The sequence below is a fragment of the Mycobacterium colombiense genome (genome assembly GCF_003284935.1).
Lineage (GTDB): Bacteria > Actinomycetota > Actinomycetes > Mycobacteriales > Mycobacteriaceae > Mycobacterium > Mycobacterium arosiense_A.
This window is the reverse complement of record NZ_QMEV01000083.1, coordinates 1-18,356: the sequence shown is the minus strand read 5'-3', so window position 1 is coordinate 18,356 and position 18,356 is coordinate 1. Positions and strand designations below refer to the sequence as shown.

Genomic DNA, 18,356 nt, shown 5'->3' with positions numbered 1-18,356 from the left:
CCCTGCGGAACCGGCGGGTGTCCCGGTGGGGCGGGCGAGGGCGCGGTGTGAAAGACCAGCCGGGGCCCGCGCTGGGGATCCCCGATGCTGATGGCCAGACCGTCGTGGACCTCGACGGTCGGCATCCGGGTTGCGTTGACGAAAATGCCGCGGCGGCTCAGATCGATGGCCACCCAGACGGTTCCGGTGAACCGCACGATCACGTCCACCCGCGGTGCCGGGGGCGGTTGCGGCGGGTTGCCGAGACGCTCCAGCGGGATGTCACAACCCGGGCCGTAACCCACGATCACGTCGCGGCCTGGGGTGAACACATACCTCGTCGGTCCGGCCCATACGGTCAGCGAGGCCGGAAGGGCCGAAGCCTCGGTCGGCATGGCCGCCACCTTTCGTCACCGGTCAGCTCATTCGGTCTCGCCTGCGGGACTGCCCGCCCGTCAGGCGCCGGTCACCGCGCTCGCTTAAGTGTCTACCCCTGGTCGAGCGCCATCCAGCGTCGCGTCGTTCACAGCGGGTTGCGCCGGCCCGCCAGCGAGGTGGCCAGCGACGCGTCGTCGAGCAGCCGGCGCAGCACGTCGACCGCTTGCATCAGCACCTGACGGTCCGCGGAGTCGAGCAGCGCCAACTGCGGTTCGATCGCCGCGGCGCGGTCGGCCCGGACCGCGTTGAGCGTGCGCCTGCCCTCGGCCGTGATCCGGATCCGGACCGCACGCGCATCGCCGGGGTCGACCATACGGGTGACCAGGCCCGCCTCCTCGAGCCGGCGCACCTGCGTGGTCATCGTCGGTTGCGAACAATGATCGACGGCGGCCAGGTCACCGATTCGGGCTTCCCCGTGGGCTTCGATGGTGGCCAGCAGCCTGGCCTGCGCTGCGGGCAAGGGCATCTGGATGCGCTGAGTGGCCAGCCGGTTGAGCCGCGCGACCACGGCCAGCAGATCGGCTCCCAGCCCCTGCGCTCCCTCGAGCTTTGCGGTATCGACGACATTGTCCATGTATCCATGGTTGCATAGCTTTGCTAAGCGAGGCCGAAACGACGACGCGTGCCGCGCAAAACCCATCTTCAGCGGACACTCCTGCGCCAGGCTGGCAGAATCGCCCAAGTGACCTTGCTGCGTTTTCGGCGATCCGGGGAAGGGTCCCTGCGGCCGAACGAGTTGGCACAGGCCGCGGTCATGGGGGCCCTCTGCGCGGCGATCGAGATCCTCGCGGCGGTAATCCCATTCGCTCAAGGCCTGGGCGTGCTGGGCACGGTGCCCATGGGATTGCTGGCCTACCGCTACCGGCCCCGGGCACTGATGGCTGCGACGGTCGCCGGTGGGGTGGTCGCCTTTTTGATCGCCGGGCTGGGCAGCCTGTTCATGCTGATCGATTGCGCCTGGGTCGGCGGATTGTGCGGAATCGTCAAGCGCAAAGGCCGGGGGTTGCCGACGGTCGCCCTGCTGTCCTTGGTCGCGGGAGTCCTGTGGGGCGCCGGATGGGTCGCGGTGCTGGCGGTGCTGACCCGGTTGCGGCGCTTGTTCTTCGATGTCATCACCGCCAACGCCAACGGGGTCGCGGCATTCCTGGATTGGGTGCACCTGCACGGCGTCGGTGTCGGGCTCAAGCGGTACGTCGCCGACGGCATACAGCACTGGCCGTTGTTGATCTTCCCGTACATGGTCCTGCTGGTGGTCATCGTCTCGTTCATCAGCTGGTCGGCGCTGGCTCGCCTCTTGGAGCGGATGCGCAAGATCCCCGACGTCCACAAGCTGGACACCTCCGAGGATGCGCGGACCCGTCGCACGCCGGTGGGGCCGGTGCCGGTGCGGTTGGACAAGGTCCGGTTCCGCTACCCCGGCGCCGAGCGAGACGCGCTGCGTGAGGTCAGTCTCGATGTCCGGGTGGGCGAACACATCGCGGTGACCGGGGCCAACGGTTCGGGAAAAACCACCTTGATGCTGATCCTGGCCGGCCGGGCGCCGACGGCAGGCAGCGTCGAGCGCCCGGGAGCGGTCGGCCTCGGTGAGATGGGCGGCACGGCGATTGTCTTGCAGCACCCCAAGAGTCAGGTCTTGGGCACCAGGGTCGCCGACGACGTGGTGTGGGGGTTGCCGGCGGACGCCGAGATCGACGTCGAGCAATTGCTGCACGAGGTCGGCCTCGACGGACTAGCCGAACGCGACACCGGAAGTCTGTCCGGTGGGGAACTGCAGCGCCTCGCACTCGCGGCCGCGCTGGCGCGGGATCCGGCGCTGCTCATCGCCGACGAGGTCACCACCATGGTCGACCAGCAGGGCCGAGATGCCTTGCTGGGTGTGCTATCCGGTCTCGCCAAGCGACACCAGACGGCTTTGGTCCACATCACCCACTACGACAACGAGGCCGCATCCGCCGACCGCATCATCGAACTCAGCGACTCGCCGGATAACACGGTGACGGCCGAGACCGCGACCACCCCGGCTCCTGCCGTTGCCGTCGACCACAGCTCGGGCACGCCGGTGCTGGAACTCATCGATGTCGGCCACGAATACGCCAGTGGCACACCGTGGTCCAAGGTCGCCCTGCGCGACATCAGCTTCGTCGTGGAGCAGGGCGACGGCGTGTTGATCCACGGCGGCAACGGCTCGGGAAAATCGACCCTGGCGTGGATCATGGCCGGCCTGACGAACCCGACCAGCGGCGTCTGCCTGATCGATGGCGAACCCACCCACGAACGCGTGGGCGAGGTCGCGCTGTCGTTCCAGTCGGCCCGACTGCAGTTGATGCGCGATCACGTCGACGCCGAAGTCGCATCGGCAGCGGGCTTTTCACACCTCGACGAGGATCGTGTCGCCGAGGCGCTGATCTCGGTGGGACTCGAGCCGGCGATGGGCAAGCGACGCATCGACCAACTCAGCGGCGGCCAGATGCGCCGCGTGGTGCTGGCCGGACTGCTGGCGCGTACGCCGCGGGCGCTGGTCCTCGATGAGCCACTGGCGGGATTGGACGTCGGCAGCCAGCGCGGCCTGCTGCGGCTGCTGGAAAACCTGCGGAGGGAACGAGGTCTGACCGTGGTGGTGATCTCCCACGACATTGTCGGCCTGGAGGAGCTCTGCCCGCGGGCCCTGTTCCTGCGCGACGGAATGCTGGAGACGGCGTCGACCGCGGCGGGAGGGATGCCATGACCGCGCCCGCGGACACCAAGCCGGCGCCCGAGCGCACCCGCCGCACCCCCCGCCCGGTGGTGCTGCTGGTGCCGGTACCGGGGACATCGAAGATCCACGAACTGTGGGCCGGCACCAAGCTGCTTGTGGTACTGGCGGTTTCGATACTGCTGACCTTCTACCCGGGCTGGGCGACCGTCGGGCTGATGTTGGTCTTGCTGATAACCGCGGCCCGGCTTGCCCACGTTCCCCGCGGCGCGGTGCCCTCGCCACGGCGCTGGATATGGATTGCCCTCGCGGTGGGCGGCATCACCGCCGCGCTGGGCGCCGGCGCCCCGGTGATCGAGATAGCCGGAGTACACATCGGGTTGGGCGGAACGCTGCATTTCGTGCGGGTCACCGCGTTGTCGATCGTGTTGATCGGGCTGGGCGCGATGCTGTCGTGGACCACCAACGTCGCCGAAATGGGCCCGGCGCTGGCAACTTTGGGCAGACCGTTGCGGTGGCTGCGCATTCCAACTGACGAATGGGCCGTCGCCCTGGCGCTGGCGCTGCGCGCCTTTCCGATGTTGATCGAAGAATTCCAAGTGCTCTACGCCGCGCGGCGATTGCGCCCCAACCAGGAACTGCGCAGCCGCCGGGCACGCCGGCGCCAGCAGGCCCGCGACATGATCGACCTCCTCACGGCGGCAATCGTTGTGACGTTGCGCCGGGCCGACGAGATGGGCGACGCCATCACCGCCCGGGGCGGCATCGGCCAGCTGTCGGCCGCGCCGGCGCGACCGAAACTGGCGGACTGGGTGACCCTCGGCATCACCGCCGCCGCGGGCGCCACCGGTGTGGTCATCGACTCGATGCTGCAATTCCACTAGGCAAGTCGGGCACTTGCCAGCCACGTCGATCAGCCTGATGGAGCAGATGCTCCGGCGGCGCCCGGTGGTGGGGGCACACGTCGCACACGGGGCCGCCGACCACCTCAAGCGCGGTATCGGAACCTTCCAGCTGACCATGTTCGGGGTCGGCTCGACGATCGGCACCGGCATCTTCTTCGTCATGTCGCAGGCCGTCCCCGAGGCCGGCCCGGGGGTGATCGTCTCCTTCCTCCTCGCCGGCATCGCCGCCGGCCTCGCGGCCCTCTGCTACGCCGAATTGGCGTCGGCGGTGCCGGTCTCGGGATCGTCGTATTCCTACGCGTACACCACCCTGGGGGAGGTCGTGGCCGTGGCCGTGGCGGCCTGCCTGCTCCTGGAATATGGCGTGGCGACCGCCGCGGTCGCGGTCAACTGGAGCGGCTACCTGAACAAGCTGCTGAGCAACGTCCTGGGATTTCAGCTGCCGCAAGCCATCTCGGCCGCGCCGTGGGATGCGCAACCCGGCTATCTGAATGTGCCCGCGGTCGTGTTGATCGTGATGTGTGCGCTGCTGCTCGTCCGCGGCGCCAGCGAATCGGCCAGGGTCAACGCGATCATGGTGATGATCAAACTCGGTGTGCTCGTCGTCTTCGGTGTCGTCGCTTTCACGGCTTTCGACGTGAGCCATCTGCGTGACTTCGCGCCCTTCGGTGTTTCCGGTATCGGGTCGGCGGCCGGCACCATCTTCTTCTCCTACATCGGCCTGGACGCGGTGTCCACCGCGGGTGACGAGGTGAAGAACCCGCAGAAGACCATGCCGCGCGCGCTGATCGGCGCTTTGCTGACGGTCACCGGCGTCTACGTCTTCGTGGCGCTGGCCGCGTTGGGGACACAGCCCTGGCAGAACTTCGCCGGCCAGCAGGAAGCCGGGCTCGCGACGATCCTTGACAACGTCACGCATGGCGGCTGGGCCGGCACCATTCTGGCTGCCGGCGCGGTCATTTCGATCTTCAGCGTCACACTGGTCACCATGTACGGGCTGACCCGCATCCTGTTCGCCATGGGCCGTGACGGGCTGCTGCCCGCGAGGTTCGCGACGGTGAACGCGCGCACCATGACACCGGTGAACAACACGGTGATCGTCGCCATCGTGGCCTCGGCCCTGGCCGCCTTCATTCCGCTGCAAAAGCTCGCGGACATGGTGTCGATCGGCACGCTCACCGCGTTCGTCGTCGTCTCCGTCGGGGTGATCGTGTTGCGGGTGCGCGAGCCCGACCTACCACGGGGATTCAAGGTGCCGGGTTATCCCGTCACGCCGGTCCTTTCGGTGGCGGCCTGCGGGTACATCCTGGCGAGTTTGCACTGGTACACCTGGATCGCGTTCGGCGGCTGGGTGTCACTGGCGTTGGTCTTCTATTTCGTCTGGGGCCGCCACCACAGCGCGCTCAACGGGGACACCGTCGAGCGGTCATCGGAAGCGAGGCCCGGTGAATAGGTTTCACTGGCGCGCGGCGGCGTTGTTGGCCGCCGCCTGAGCCCGCTGCAGCGTCGTGGCGACATCACCGCGGCCCAAGAACATTTCGTCGAAGTACGGCTGCAAGGCATCGTTGCCGGCGGCAAACCCCGCACCGCCGGGGGCCGCGATGCGCGGACCATTCAGCACGACGAAGAAGGGCGTGACGTCCACACCTTTGTTGGCCCAGTACCGGAAGTACACAGGCTGCGCCGAGGACACCGCCGGGATGGCCGCACCGGAGCGGCCCAGATATTCGTTGCCCTGCTTGCTGCCCATCCAGGCCAGCACCTGGCGCACCGCGTCGGGATGCTTCGTCGCCGCATTACCCGCCGCGGCAATGCCGTTGGTGACGCTCACCCGGCCGGCCGGCCCGGCGGGCATCATCGCCAGCCCCCAGTGGAAGCGGGCGTCGCGGGCCACCGGAGCCAGGTTGTAGGTGCCGGACTGAAACAGCGCCATCCTGCCGGCCAGGAACTGGTTGCGGGAGAAGTCGCCGTTGTCGTTGGTGTCGGCGGCGGGCGGTGCGACGTGGTCGCGGTTGATCAGGTCGACCAGATACCGAAAGGCCGCCACGGCAGCGGGGTTGGCGAACGCGAAGGTGTCGCCGCGCTGGAATACGCCGCCCGCCGATCCGATGTAATTCAGGTAGATGCCCTGTGGGTCGTTGGCCGCGTTGTACGCCCACTGCCGCACCCGTCCGGCATCGAAACGCGCTGTGTCACCGCGGTTTCCGTCGGCGTCGACGGTGAGCCTGCCCAGCAGGGGTCGCAAGGTGTCGCCGCCGTCGGGGCTCCACCGCAAGGCGCTCAGGTCGGCAGGCGCGACGCCGGCCGCCGCGAGCAGGTCCGCGTTGTAGTACAAGGCGATTCCCGCATCGGTCAGCTGCGGCACGCCCCACAGCGCGCCGTTGCGGGTGAACTGCTCGACGACCGGACGCTCCCAATCCGAGGCGGCGTGGGGCCCTAGCGCTTCGCCGATGTTCATTAGGCGGCCGCTGTCGGCGTACGCCGCCAGGTAGGCGTTGGACAGCCAGAAGATGTCGTCGGCGCTGCCGCCGGCCACATCGGTGCGCAGGGTGTTGAAGTAGGTCGAGTAGGCCACCAGGTTCAGGTGCACGTCGATGTCGGGGTGCGCGCGGGTGAAGGCCTGGAACGATTCTCGATAGGCCGCCCCGATCTGATCGCCCCAGATCCGCACCGTGACGACGGTTTTGCCGCCGTGGGGCCGGCCCGAGTAATCGAGCAGCACCGCGGCCGCGGCCAGCAACACGGCGACGAGTGCGACGGCGCCCGCGACGACGGTGGAGAAGCGGAGCCGGGTCACTTGAGTCCCGAGACGACGATCGACGCGACGATGTGGCGCTGGAACACGACGAACAGTGCGATCAGCGGGGCGATCGCGACGGTCGTCGCCGCCATCACCAACGTCCACTGGGAGTTGAACCGCGACTGCAGATCCGCGGTCGCGACGGTGAGCACCCGCCACTTGTGCCCGCTGGTGATCACCAACGGCCACATGAAGTTGTTCCACTGCGAGACCACCGTGATCAACGCCAGCGCGGCAAGGACCGGACGACTCGACGGGATCACCACGTGCACGATCACGTCCAACGTGTTGGCCCCGTCCAGACGGGCGGCGTTGATCAAGTCGTTCGGGATGATCCGGAAGTGCTCGCGCAGCAGGAAGATCGCGTACGGCGAGCCGAACATGAAGGGCAGCACCAACGCCCAGAACGTGTTGCGCAGACCGAGCTGGGCCATCATGAGGTACATCGGCACCACGGTGACCGTCCCGGGCACCATCAACGTCGCGATGTACACCCAGAACAGCGCGTCACGCCCGGGGAACTGCAAGCGTGCGAAGGCGTATCCCGCGAGCACGGAAAAGGTCAACTGGCCCACCAGGATCACCGCCGTCATCAACGCGGTCACCGCGGCCGCCCGGCCGAACCCCGCTCCGGCCAGGTCGGCGAAATTGGACAGGGTGGGCGGTCGCGGCAGCTGCAACGGGGTGCCGGTGACGAACTGGTGTGCGGAGGTGAATGACGTCATCAATCCGAGGACGAAGGGAGCCAACGTGATCAACGCACCTAGCGAAAGGCCGGCGTAGATCACCACATTGGCGGGTCGACTAGGTGAGGTCATAGCTGATCCGTCGCCGGAAATACAGATGCTGGACCAGGGTGACGCCGATCAGGATCACGAACAGCACCACGGCCATGACGGACGCCCGGCCGATGGCCGCCGAGCCGAACGCCTCGGCGTAGATGCGATGGGCCACCAGGTCAGTGCTGCCCGCCGGACCGCCGCCGGTCAGCGCGTACACCATGTCGAAAACCTGTGCGGTGCTGACGATCCCGGTCACCAGCACAAAGAAGGTCGTCGGGCGCAGCATGGGCATGGTGATACGCCAGAACCGTTGCCACGCGGTGGCGCCGTCGGTGCGTGCGGCGGCATGGATCTCGTCGGGAATGGCCAGCAGTCCCGCCAGGAACGACAACGACACGTAGCCGACGTTGGTCCACACCACCACGGCCGAGACGAGCGGCAGTGCGAAGCTGGGATCCGACAACCATTCGATGCTGTGTCCCAGCACGGTGCTCACCGCGCCATCGGTGGGGGCCAGGATCCAGCGCCACAGCACCGCGATGGCCAGCGGAGCGCAAATCCACGGCAGCACATACAAGGTGCGAAACAGCCCGGTGCCGGGAAGCTGGCGGGCCAGCATGGTGGCGGCCAGCAATCCCAGCGCCGTCTGCGCCGGCACCACGATGGCCACGAAGACGATCGTGACGATCAGGGAGTTGCCGAAGCCCGCGTCGGTCAGCACCGAACGCCAATTGGACAGGCCGACGAAGTGCAGCGGGCCGAGCAGATCCCATCGGCACAGGCTCAGCCAGAGCACCACCAGGATGGGCAGCAGCAGAAAGGCGAGCACGCCGAACAGGCTGGGCGCGAGCAACGCGTAGCCCAGCGCGGTGGATCGAGGATGCATCCCGTGTGCCGCGCCGGCCATGGGCTAATTAAAGCGGGCGCCGCCGCGGTTTGGGGGGAGCGGCCGTTACGGTGGAGCCGTGACACCGAACCGGGGGATCGATGCCGACTTCCTGGACCTGCCGCGCCACGACCTCGCCGAAGCCGCGCTCTCGGCGGCCAAGGCGGCCGGGGCCACGCACGCCGACCTGCGGGTTCACCGCATCGTCACCGAAATCATCCAGCTGCGCGACGGCGAGCTGGAGACCGCGGTGATCAACCGTGAGGTGGGCGTGGCGGTGCGAGTGATCGTTGACGGCACCTGGGGATTCGCCTCGCACGCGGAATTGGTGCCGTCGGTGGCCGCCGAGACCGCCCGCCGCGCGGTGCAGGTGGCCACGACGCTGGCGACGCTGAGCAGCGAGCGCGTCGAGTTGGCGCCCGAACCGGTCTATGCGGACGCGGCCTGGGTGTCGGACTATCGGATCGACCCGTTCGACATCTCGACCACCGACAAGATCGCCGTGCTGGAGGACTACTCCGGGCGACTGCTGAGCGCCGACGGCATCAATCACGTGTCGGCGCTGCTGACGGCCGTCAAGGAGCAGACGTTCTACGCCGACACTTTCGGCTCGTCGATCACCCAGCAGCGGGTGCGGGTGCTGCCCTCGCTGGAGGCGGTGACCGTCGACCCCGCGGCCGGCAGTTTCGATTCCATGCGCACCCTGGCGCCGCCGATGGGGCGGGGCTGGGAGGTGCTGGTCGGCGACGAAGTGTGGAATTGGACCGACGAGCTGGCGCAGCTGCCGTCGTTGCTGGCCGAAAAGATCAAGGCGCCCAGCGTCGTTCCCGGACCCAAGGACTTGGTGATCGATCCGAGCAACCTGTGGCTGACGATTCACGAATCCATCGGCCACGCAACCGAATACGACCGCGCCATCGGTTACGAGGCCGCCTACGCCGGGACGTCCTTCGCCACGCCGGACAAACTGGGCACCATGCGGTACGGGTCGCCGGTGATGAACGTGACCGCCGACCGCACAGTCGAATTCGGCTTGGCCACCATCGGTTATGACGACGAGGGGGTGGCCGCGCAAAGCTGGGACCTGGTGCGCGACGGGATCTTCACCGGTTATCAGCTCGACCGGGTCTTCGCGCGGCGCCTGGGGCAGCCGCGGTCCAACGGATGCTCGTATGCCGACTCGCCGCATCACGTGCCGATCCAGCGCATGGCCAACGTCTCGTTGCAACCGGCGCCCGACGACATCAGCACCGACGACCTGATCGGGCGGGTCGAGGACGGCATTTACATCGTCGGCGACAAATCGTGGTCAATCGACATGCAGCGCTACAACTTTCAATTCACCGGCCAGCGGTTCTTCCAGATTCGTGACGGCCGCCTCGACGGTCAACTGCGCGACGTCGCCTACCAGGCCACCACGACCGACTTCTGGAATTCGATGGAGGCCGTGGGTGGCCCGTCGACCTGGCGCCTGGGTGGGGCGTTCAACTGCGGCAAGGCCCAGCCCGGGCAGATCGCGGCGGTCAGCCACGGCTCCCCGTCGGCGTTGTTCCGCGGGGTCAACGTGCTCAACACCCGCACCGAGGGCGGCCGATGATCACTCCGCAGCACGTCGTCAGCATCGTGCTCGACGAGGCGGCCAAGCTCGGCCGCGCCGACGAGACCATGGTGCTGGTCACCGACAAGGTCGAGGCGACCCTGCGCTGGGCGGGCAATTCGATGACCACCAACGGGGTTTCGGTGAGCCGCAGCGTGACCGTGATTTCCGTGGTGCGTCGCGGGTCGACCGCGCGCATCGGCACGGTCGTGTCCGCCGAGGCCGACCCGCGGGTGCTGCTGGGTCTAGTGGCGGCGTCGCAGGAGGCGGCCGGCGCGGCGCCCGAGGCGGGTGACGCCGCGCCGCTGCTCGGCGACAGCGGGGTGCCCGCCGATTGGGACGCGCCGGTGCCCGGCACCGGACCCCTGGTTTTCTCCGACGTCGCCGACTCGCTGAGCCGCGCCTTCCGCGGCCAGGATCGGCTGTATGGCTTTGCCCACCATAGTGTTTCGACGACGTTCCTGGCGTCCTCGACCGGCTTGCGGCGGCGCTTCACCCAGCCCACCGGTGCGGTGGAGATCAACGCCAAGCGCGGCGACGCCAGCGCCTGGGCGGGCGTCGGCACACCCGACTTCGTCGATGTGCCAACCGATTCGCTGCTCGAGCAGCTGTCGACGCGGCTGGGCTGGGCGGAGCGCAGCGTCGAATTGCCGGCCGGGCGCTACGAGACCATCATGCCGCCGTCGACGGTGGCCGACATGATGATCTACATGGCGTGGTCGATGGCCGGCCGCGGCGCGCAGGAGGGCCGGACCGCGTTTTCGGCTCCCGGCGGCGGAACCCGGGTGGGGGAGCGGCTCACCGACCTGCCGCTGACGTTGTTCTCCGATCCGATGGCGCCGGGCCTGGCCTGCACGCCGTTCGTTGCGGTGAGCAGTTCCTCGGAGACGGTGTCGGCGTTCGACAACGGCATGGAGATCGGCCAGGTGGACTGGATCCGCGACGGGGTGATCAACGCGTTGGCCTATCCGCGGGCCACGGCCGCCAAATACGACGCCGACGTCGCGGTGGCCGCCGACAACCTGGTGATGACCGGGGGAAGCGCCAGCCAGGACGACATGATCGCGGCCACCGGGCGTGGCCTGCTGCTGACGACGCTGTGGTACATCCGCGTCGTCGACCCCACCACCTTGTTGTTCACCGGGCTGACCCGCGACGGCGTCTATCTCATCGAGGACGGCCAGGTGACCGCCGCGGTCAACAACTTCCGGTTCAACGAAAGCCCGCTGGACCTGCTGCGACGGGCCACCGAGGCCGGGGTCAGCGAGAAGACCCTGCCGCGCGAATGGGGCGATTGGGCCACCCGGGCCGCGATGCCGTCGCTGCGGATACCGGACTTCCACATGTCCTCGGTGAGCCAGGCCCAGTAATTCATTGCCGCGGGGCGCCACGAGTTCTAGCGTGTGACGGATGGCGGCTCCGGTTTCGGTTCGAGAAGACCAGCTCACGCGGCTCGTGGCGTTGACTCCGGGCGACGGCCGCATCGCGGCACTGGTGCGCCGGGTGTGCGCGCAGACGATGTCGCTGCCACCGCTGCCCGCCGGCGTCGAGGTGGGCGAGCCCGCATCGGAGGCGGAGGCCGCCGTCGCGGAATTCGCCGAACAATTCAGCGCCGACGTCTCGTCGATCACCGCCGAGCAGCGATCCCGGTTGTGGAAGAACCTCGGGGAGGCCACCTTTGGTGTCGTCGTGCAGATGTATATCGCCGACTTCATCCCCAGGGTGCGGGCCGGGCTGGAGGCGCTCGGGGTCGGTGCGCAATACCTCGGTTGGGTGGACGGCCCGATCAGCTGGGATCACTCCACCGACCCGTCGGATCCGGTGTTCAATGACTTTTTAATCGCGGTGGCGCGAATGCGTGCGCTCGATCCGGTCACCTCGGAATTGGTCCGATTACGCGGGGCGGCCCAACACAATTGCCGGTTGTGCAACTCGTTACGCGAGGGCGGCGCGCTCGATGCCGGCGGTTCGGAAACGCTGTACGACGAGATCGAGCGGTACGGATCGTCGAGTTTGCTCGACGACCGCGCTAAAGCAGCGCTGCGGTACACCGATGGGTTAATTTGGACCCCTGCGCACCTCGTCGCCGACGATGTCGTCGAGGTGCGCTCACGGTTCTCCGAGGCGGAGGCCATCGAGCTCACCTTCGACATCATGCGAAATGCCAGTAACAAGGTGGCCGTGTCATTGGGGGCCGACGCCCCACGGGTGGAGAGCGGCACCGAGCGGTACTTGCTCGACGTGGACGGCCAGACGGTATTTAGCTGATATCCCCCGGCGGCGGCGCCGCTCGGATGGAGCCGCAACGCCCTTCGCTGTTGCACCGGCCGGCTCGGCCGGACCAAGAGCACGAAATGTTAACCATTCGTACACGGACGCGCAAGCGTACGTTTCCGCTGTGTGCGGGGGTCATTCGCTAACTTAAGCGCGGTCACTGAGACTTATGTGAACAAATTTGTGACGGTAACGAGATGGCAGCGTGGCCCGAGCCGGATGGCCATGGATCGTGCGTCAGTGGCCCGCGGTCCGCGTGGCTCTCCGTGTCAGTTGTTCGCAGGATTTCTAGCTTGGGTGGCGTCGGAAACGATTGCGTTCGGCGCAGAGGGAGGTTCGCAAATGACCACCACCGGTACACGCTCGCGCACTCGAGTGGCATCGGTCTGGGCTGCCGGCGTCGCGCTGGGTGCCTCGATGCTCGGCGGCGCCGTGCTGTCAGCTCCGTTAGCCTCGGCTACGTGCAATTTGAGCCCGGCCGACGATCAGTACATCAACCTGCTCGCGCAGAACAAGATGGTGCACAACGCCGATTACAGCGATTGCCACGAGGCTGCTGAGGGCCGTTGGTTCGCCGATCAGGTTCGGTCCAACCCCAACCCGTTCGGTGAGGGCCAGGAGCTGGTCAACATGATCACGAACACCACGCCGTTGACTCAGGCCCAGGCCGAGTGGGAGGTCGAGTCGGCGATCTACGTCTACGCGCCGGACCTGATCCCGAAGATCAAAGACCAGGCCGCGAAGGCAAACTGGCCGACGGCCTAGCGAGAGCCGTTGCCGCGCAACGCCTTCTGAGCTTTTCAAGCGTAAACGGTCGTGAGGACTTCACCCTCGCGGCCGTTTTCGGCTGTTGGCTAACTCCAAAGCGCCGCTGGCGATGGGCGTCAGCAAGATGCCCGACGGGTTGCTCGCCTGGGGCCCAGCGCGTTACCAGCCCAGATCCGAATAGTTTCTCGCACAGTAATTTTAGTTAGGCGCTGTTCACGCGCTGTTTGCGGGAAGCGTCGTTTGCCGCGCTGTTTGGCGGTGGTACCCAATCGTTGCCGCGAAAGAAGAGCGAACACATTCCGTGACGAGGGGGTTCTAGAGAAGTGGCAACGACACGATCGCGCGCGCAGGCGCTGGCAGCGGGGGCCGCCGGCATTGCGCTGGGGGCCGCGATGTTCGGTGCGGCTGCGGTGTCAGCGCCGCAGGCCTCGGCGGCCTGCAATTTGACGCCCGCCGACGACCAGTACGTCAAACTGCTGGCGCAGAACAAGATGGTGCACAACGCGGATTACAGCGACTGCCATGAGGCTGCTGAGGGCCGTTGGTTCGCCGATCAGGTTCGGTCCAACCCCAACCCGTACGGCGAGGGTCAGGAGCTGATCAACATGATTACCCGTACGACGCCGATGAGCCAGGCCCAGGCCGAATGGGAGGTGGAGTCGGCGATCTTCGTCTACGCGCCCGAGATGATTCCCAAGATCAAGTCTCAAGCCGGGCAGCAAGGGCCGGCGCCCGCCTGATCTTGGCGGCATAACGGCGTAGTGCCGGTGGGCGCTCCCGCGGCGGGGCGCCCACCGAGTGCGTCGGCTCACCGCCGCCGCCCGACGCACATCGACTTCGGTCTTCGGCTACGGTTTCGTACGGAACTATCCCGTCGGGGCGGTAGCTCAGTTGGTTAGAGCCGCGGACTCATAATCCGATTACGGAACCACCCGCTGTGCCCGGTTTGGCCTGGTAGATGCTCTACGCAGTAGTCCGGCAGTCCGTTCACCTCGGCGTTACCCCGGCGACTAGGGGCGAGCGTGTCGCCGGGGGCGCGAAGCACACCGTTACCCTTGTCCGGCACGCCCCTGTAGCTCAGTTGGTTAGAGCCGCCGACTCATAATCGGTTGGTCGCCGGTTCAAGTCCGGCCGGGGGCACCAACGAGCGGTTTACTGGCGAGACGGGTGCGCGGCGCGCCAGTAACTGTCGGAAATCTCTGGGATGCTGTTGTCCGTGACAGCGACGGTGCCGCCATATACCGACATGCTCTGGCCCACGCTTCAGTCCGCGATCGGTCTGGGTGGGTCAGCGTCCATCGCGGAACTCGACGCCGCGGTGATCGATCGCGAGCATTTCTCGGAGGATCAGCAGGCAGTTCTCCACGGTGATGGACCGCAGACTGAAATCCAATACCGCCTCGCGTGGGCGCGGACGTACCTCAAAGGGATGGGGCTGCTCACCAACAGCAAGCGCGGGGTGTGGACGGTCACGGAGACCGGCCAGGCAGCGAAGCAGGCGGACATCGCTCCGCTGCATCAGCAGTTCGTCAACTCGTATAACAAGAAGAAGGGCAACAAGAAGAAGGCCGGGACGAAGCAGGACGTATCCACCGAATTGGACCAGGTGGAGGCGGAAGCCGAGGCTGACTGGAAGGACGCTCTTCTGGAGACGCTGCTGAAGATGTCCCCGACTGCGTTCGAGCGCCTCGCCCAGCGCCTGCTGCGAGAGTCGGGATTCAGCAGTGCGGTGGTCACCGGTCGAACAGGTGACGGCGGCATCGACGGCCTTGGCGTCTACCAAATCTCGCTGCTGAGCTTCCCGGTGTTTTTCCAGTGCAAGCGATATAAGGGCAGCGTGGGCGCGTCAGCCGTGCGCGACTTCCGTGGCGCGATGGCCGGTCGCGGTGAGAAGGGTTTGTTGATCACGACCGGGACGTTCACCAACGATGCCCGCACGGAGGCGAAGCGCGACGGTGCACCGCCCATCGACTTGATCGACGGCGACCGCCTGTGCGATCTGTTGAAGGACAATGCCATCGGCGTCACCACCACCGAGCGCGTCGTGGAGGACGTGAAGGTGGAGGCCGACTACTTCGTGTCGTTGGAGCCCAAGAAGTGATTCACACGCGCCCCAATCTCCTCATAGGCCCCATCACTTCTTACGTTGTCCTCATAAACGGGTCGCCAACCCCGACACGCCGAGGGACGACACGCCGATAAGAGGCCCCAACCCGTACCCAAAGCTTTCAAGTTGGGGCGCATACGTGTACGGTCTCACACGTGGGTAATTCCAGCGTCCGCCATGCTCTTGAGGAGCTCAGGGGCGAGTACGAGACGGTGAGTGGCGAGGTCGCGGACGTGCAACAGCGCCTCGCCGCCATGGAATCTCGCCTGGGTCGTCTCCGGGATGCGATCCAGTCGTTGGAGCGGCTCGAGGAATCGAGTCTTGAAGGCCACAAGGGTGCGGTGCGTGAAAGCGATATGGGTCGCCAGCATGAGCCCCACCGCTTCGATGATGCGCCCGCCCATGAAGACGACGAATCTCTTGAGCCGGAACTCCAAACGGAAGATGAAGGACCGGCCGCTGCAGCGATCCCCGAAACGTCTCCTATCGCTAAGTACCTCGCACGAGGCGGGGAAGGACGACGCCTGCGCTCCACGCAAATGGTCGCCGATGTCGTGGATGAGGTTGACAAGGTCATCTCACGTGATGAGCTGAAAATCGTTTTCTTTCAAAAGTTTCCGCGAGAAGAGATGGAACGGCTGTGGGAGCGGGCCGATAACGCCTTTGGCAACGCGTTGGCTCGTGCGGCGAAGGAGAAGCTCATCAGGCGTGACAAGAAGGGCGATATTGATTACTACGCCTCCCACGCGGTCGTCGAACGGCTGCGACAGGAGAGGGAAGCCGCCAATCCGAAGGCGAATGAGGAGGACCAATGATAAGGCTTGGGGCTTAACTCCGTTGAAGCCTGGACGCAGGTGAGTTGAGCCCTACCGGGGCCGAGCAGGATTGTGCCCTGCCCGACCCCGCAGCCCCGTAGGGAGGCATCTGGATACGCGATCCAGAGACCGGTGGTACAGGTCGAAGCTAGCCGGGTGACGACCCGGCTGGCAAGCGCACACCCCGATTTGGGTCGACATCGTGACCCGCGAAATGGCAGCCGGCGGCGGGCGACGGGCCAGCGAAACCCGCCACCGGGCCGGTTTGGGGCCGGGCTGGGCACTGCTGGTGAACCAGCCCGGCCTGCTCAATAAGCGATCACGTCGCCGGGGTAACCCCGCGCCTCACTGCGCCGTGCTCGACGCGGTGGGTCGACCATGCTGGGAGCCTTAGGCCGGTATGCACCGCCCTCTGCCGGGGCGGCGTGCTCGTGACCCGGCGGCACCGGGCACCATCGACCCGACAACTATCCAGGGTTACGAAAAGCTGTACCGCACCCACATAGCGCCGGTATTCGGTAGCAAGCCAGTGGCTTCCATCACCACTGCGGACGTGGCTCAGTTTCGGGCCGATCTTCTAGCGCCGCATCAGGAACGGTCCTACGTCACGCGCGGTAAAGCCAGTGCTGCCACGGCCCGGCGGAAGCGCGCAAATGTGCAGCGCTCACCTAAAACGGTGAAGCACATCGTCGGAGCGCTCAAGCGGATACTGGATGTGGCCGTGGACGATCAGGCCATTGCCGCTAATCCCGTGGTGGTGAACCGTCGGCACAGCACCAAGCGGCGAGCTACCGCAGGTAGGGAGCCCTTCAAGCACCGCCCGTTGGCAAGCAACGAAGTTGCAGCGCTATATGACTGGATAGCCACCGAGCGCAGTAACTCGGTGTACGCGTTGGCGGTGCTGTTCACCGCCTACACGGGCGTTCGCGCAGCCGAGCTGCAAGGCCTACAAGTGCAGGACGTCACGCTCTCGGACATTGCGGGAACCGTAGGAGCCGTACGCATTGCACGCACCAAGAAGAAGGCCCGCGCAGCTGTCACAGATAGCGAGCAAGCCGACGCACGTGAGGTGAGCCCGTCGTAGTGGTCCAGTCGTTGTGGGACTCTGTTGCCCGAGTGTTCGGGCAGGAAGAATCGACGACGACATGGCATCGAACAAGCGCCGGCGGCATACGCCGGATCAGATAATCCGCAAACTCGCCGAGGGCAACAAGCTGCTCGCCTCGGGCCAAGAGGCGGCCGAGGTGTGTCGGCATTTGGAGATCGCGGAATCGACGTGGCATCGCTGGCTGGCCCAGTACGGCGGCATGAAGGCCAACGACGCCAAGCGGCTCAAAGAGCTCGAGGCCGAGAACGCCCGCCTCAAGAAACTGGTCGCCAACCAAGCCCTCGACATCGACATGCTCAAGGAGATCGGGTCGGGAAACTTCTGACCCCGAACCGCAAACGCCGCGCAGCGACCATGCTGCGCGAGCGGTTCGGGGTCTCTGAACGCCGCGCCTGTACCGTCGTCGGTCTGCACCGTTCCACGATGCGCCTGACGCCGCCACCGATCAGCACCGAGGAATCCGAGCTACGTGCCTGGCTGCGCCGGTTCTCCACCGACCGGCCCCGCTGGGGGTGGCGGCGGGCGGCCAAGATGGCCCGCCGAGCGGGTAGGCGGGTCAACAACAAGCGCATCCGGCGGCTGTGGCGCGAGGAGGGCCTGCGGGTCCCTCAGCGGCGCCGTAAGAAGCGTTTGTCCGGTATCGGTGTCGCCGTGGGCGCGATGTCACCGATTCGGCCGAATGTCATCTGGGCGATGGACTTCCAGTTCGACACCACCGCCGATGGCCGCACGTTGAAGATGCTCAACGTGATCGATGAGTTCACCCGCGAAGCCCTGGCCATCGAGGTCGACCGCAGCATCGACGCCGACGGCGTGGTCGCCGTGCTGGAAGGCCTCGCCCTGGCGCACGGAGCGCCGCACTATGTGCGCTTCGACAATGGCCCGGAGTTCGTCGCGCACGCGGTGGCCGATTGGTGCCGATTCAACAGTGCCGGTTCACTTTTCATCGATCCCGGCTCGCCATGGCAGAACGCATTCATCGAATCGTTCAACGGCAGGCTACGTGACGAACTGCTCAACTCGTGGCGCTTCGACTCCCTGCTGGAAGCCAGAGTGATCATCGAGGACTGGCGTCGCGACTACAACGCCAACCGACCCCACACCGCCCACGGCGAACTCACCCCGGCCGAGTTTGCCCTACAGTGGGCCACGGCCCACCAACCGAAAGTTGCATAGCGACTGGACCACCAAACGGGTCCCCCTCA

Annotated in this window: 17 protein-coding genes and 1 tRNA gene; 13 read left to right on the top strand and 5 right to left on the bottom strand. The window is 66.4% G+C overall.

Translation table 11 applies throughout. The annotated features are described in order from the left end of the window. Positions 1–374: FHA domain-containing protein (locus DQP57_RS23710; RefSeq protein WP_240631866.1), on the bottom strand; the 374-nt coding region annotated here is incomplete at its 3' end. Positions 375–502: 128 nt separating this feature from the next. Continuing rightward, positions 503–991, bottom strand: coding sequence for a MarR family winged helix-turn-helix transcriptional regulator (locus DQP57_RS23705; protein WP_112635060.1), 489 nt, complete (start codon positions 989–991; stop codon positions 503–505). 108 nt (positions 992–1,099) lie between these two features. Between DQP57_RS23705 and DQP57_RS23700 the strand changes: the two genes are divergently transcribed. Genes DQP57_RS23700 through DQP57_RS23690 form a run of 3 tightly spaced genes read left to right on the top strand, consistent with a single transcriptional unit; the run spans position 1,100 to position 5,467 of the window. Then, the gene (locus DQP57_RS23700; protein ID WP_205869219.1) at positions 1,100–3,142 is read left to right on the top strand and encodes an ATP-binding cassette domain-containing protein; all 2,043 of its coding nucleotides are present in this window, start codon (positions 1,100–1,102) and stop codon (positions 3,140–3,142) included. After that, positions 3,139–3,993, top strand: a complete 855-nt coding sequence (locus DQP57_RS23695; RefSeq protein WP_112635059.1) for an energy-coupling factor transporter transmembrane component T family protein — start codon at positions 3,139–3,141, stop codon at positions 3,991–3,993. Before DQP57_RS23700 ends, DQP57_RS23695 begins: the two co-directional genes overlap by 4 nt. Positions 3,994–4,006: 13 nt before the next feature. Continuing rightward, positions 4,007–5,467, top strand: coding sequence for an amino acid permease (locus DQP57_RS23690; protein ID WP_112635058.1), 1,461 nt, complete (start codon positions 4,007–4,009; stop codon positions 5,465–5,467). 3 nt (positions 5,468–5,470) lie between these two features. On the opposite strand, the gene DQP57_RS23685 is transcribed toward DQP57_RS23690, so the two are convergent. From DQP57_RS23685 to DQP57_RS23675, 3 genes are read right to left on the bottom strand one after another with little or no spacing between them, the layout of a single operon-like run. Next, complete coding sequence (locus DQP57_RS23685) at positions 5,471–6,811, bottom strand: extracellular solute-binding protein (protein WP_112635057.1); 1,341 nt, start codon at positions 6,809–6,811, stop codon at positions 5,471–5,473. Then, complete coding sequence (locus DQP57_RS23680) at positions 6,808–7,632, bottom strand: carbohydrate ABC transporter permease (protein WP_112635056.1); 825 nt, start codon at positions 7,630–7,632, stop codon at positions 6,808–6,810. Before DQP57_RS23680 ends, DQP57_RS23685 begins: the two co-directional genes overlap by 4 nt. Next, positions 7,619–8,482: a carbohydrate ABC transporter permease gene (locus tag DQP57_RS23675; RefSeq protein ID WP_205869220.1), complete on the bottom strand. Its 864-nt coding sequence runs from the start codon at positions 8,480–8,482 to the stop codon at positions 7,619–7,621. The genes DQP57_RS23680 and DQP57_RS23675 overlap by 14 nt, the downstream gene beginning before the upstream one ends. A 79-nt stretch (positions 8,483–8,561) precedes the next feature. Between DQP57_RS23675 and DQP57_RS23670 the strand changes: the two genes are divergently transcribed. The 10 genes from DQP57_RS23670 (at position 8,562) to DQP57_RS23615 (ending at position 18,327) form a co-directional block, all read left to right on the top strand. Then, positions 8,562–10,079, top strand: coding sequence for a TldD/PmbA family protein (locus DQP57_RS23670; protein WP_112635054.1), 1,518 nt, complete (start codon positions 8,562–8,564; stop codon positions 10,077–10,079). Then, positions 10,076–11,449 (top strand): TldD/PmbA family protein, encoded by a 1,374-nt coding sequence (locus DQP57_RS23665; protein ID WP_112635053.1) that lies wholly within the window; start codon positions 10,076–10,078, stop codon positions 11,447–11,449. Before DQP57_RS23670 ends, DQP57_RS23665 begins: the two co-directional genes overlap by 4 nt. Before the next feature lie 40 nt (positions 11,450–11,489). Further along, on the top strand, positions 11,490–12,347 hold the full coding sequence (locus tag DQP57_RS23660; RefSeq protein ID WP_112635052.1) for a carboxymuconolactone decarboxylase family protein: 858 nt from the start codon (positions 11,490–11,492) through the stop codon (positions 12,345–12,347). A 348-nt stretch (positions 12,348–12,695) separates the two neighbouring features. Next, a complete protein-coding gene (locus DQP57_RS23655) occupies positions 12,696–13,118 on the top strand; it encodes a hypothetical protein (protein ID WP_112635051.1) in 423 nt (140 codons plus the stop codon). A 395-nt stretch (positions 13,119–13,513) separates the two neighbouring features. Continuing rightward, positions 13,514–13,861, top strand: coding sequence for a hypothetical protein (locus DQP57_RS23650; protein ID WP_112635061.1), 348 nt, complete (start codon positions 13,514–13,516; stop codon positions 13,859–13,861). Between the two features lie 326 nt (positions 13,862–14,187). After that, positions 14,188–14,264, top strand: a tRNA-Ile gene (locus tag DQP57_RS23640). Positions 14,265–14,325: 61 nt separating this feature from the next. Beyond that, positions 14,326–15,222 carry a restriction endonuclease gene (locus DQP57_RS23635; RefSeq protein WP_112635050.1) on the top strand — a complete coding sequence of 299 codons (897 nt, stop codon included), beginning with the start codon at positions 14,326–14,328 and terminating at the stop codon, positions 15,220–15,222. Positions 15,223–15,383: 161 nt separating this feature from the next. Then, the gene (locus tag DQP57_RS26705; RefSeq protein ID WP_133259301.1) at positions 15,384–16,043 is read left to right on the top strand and encodes a hypothetical protein; all 660 of its coding nucleotides are present in this window, start codon (positions 15,384–15,386) and stop codon (positions 16,041–16,043) included. Between the two features lie 400 nt (positions 16,044–16,443). Beyond that, the gene (locus DQP57_RS23620) at positions 16,444–17,127 is read left to right on the top strand and encodes a site-specific integrase (protein ID WP_240631865.1); all 684 of its coding nucleotides are present in this window, start codon (positions 16,444–16,446) and stop codon (positions 17,125–17,127) included. A 61-nt stretch (positions 17,128–17,188) separates the two neighbouring features. Next, positions 17,189–18,327, top strand: a protein-coding gene (locus DQP57_RS23615) for an IS3 family transposase (protein WP_112635047.1) whose coding sequence is annotated in 2 segments (ribosomal slippage) — positions 17,189–17,459 and positions 17,459–18,327 — 1,140 coding nt in all. Because the reading frame shifts where the segments join, the coding sequence is not laid out codon by codon here. Positions 18,328–18,356 lie beyond the last annotated feature (29 nt).

Bases quoted from the DNA above. Each gene is read 5' to 3' on its own strand.
- DQP57_RS23660 (WP_112635052.1), top strand. From the start codon at position 11,490: ATGGCGGCTCCGGTTTCGGTTCGAGAAGACCAGCTCACGCGGCTCGTG.
- DQP57_RS23705 (WP_112635060.1), bottom strand. From the start codon at position 991: ATGGACAATGTCGTCGATACCGCAAAGCTCGAGGGAGCGCAGGGGCTG.
- DQP57_RS23680 (WP_112635056.1), bottom strand. From the start codon at position 7,632: ATGACCTCACCTAGTCGACCCGCCAATGTGGTGATCTACGCCGGCCTT.
- DQP57_RS23635 (WP_112635050.1), top strand. From the start codon at position 14,326: ATGCTGTTGTCCGTGACAGCGACGGTGCCGCCATATACCGACATGCTC.
- DQP57_RS23675 (WP_205869220.1), bottom strand. From the start codon at position 8,482: ATGCATCCTCGATCCACCGCGCTGGGCTACGCGTTGCTCGCGCCCAGC.
- DQP57_RS23665 (WP_112635053.1), top strand. From the start codon at position 10,076: ATGATCACTCCGCAGCACGTCGTCAGCATCGTGCTCGACGAGGCGGCC.
- DQP57_RS23650 (WP_112635061.1), top strand. From the start codon at position 13,514: ATGTTCGGTGCGGCTGCGGTGTCAGCGCCGCAGGCCTCGGCGGCCTGC.
- DQP57_RS23620 (WP_240631865.1), top strand. From the start codon at position 16,444: ATGCACCGCCCTCTGCCGGGGCGGCGTGCTCGTGACCCGGCGGCACCG.
- DQP57_RS23695 (WP_112635059.1), top strand. From the start codon at position 3,139: ATGACCGCGCCCGCGGACACCAAGCCGGCGCCCGAGCGCACCCGCCGC.
- DQP57_RS23655 (WP_112635051.1), top strand. From the start codon at position 12,696: ATGACCACCACCGGTACACGCTCGCGCACTCGAGTGGCATCGGTCTGG.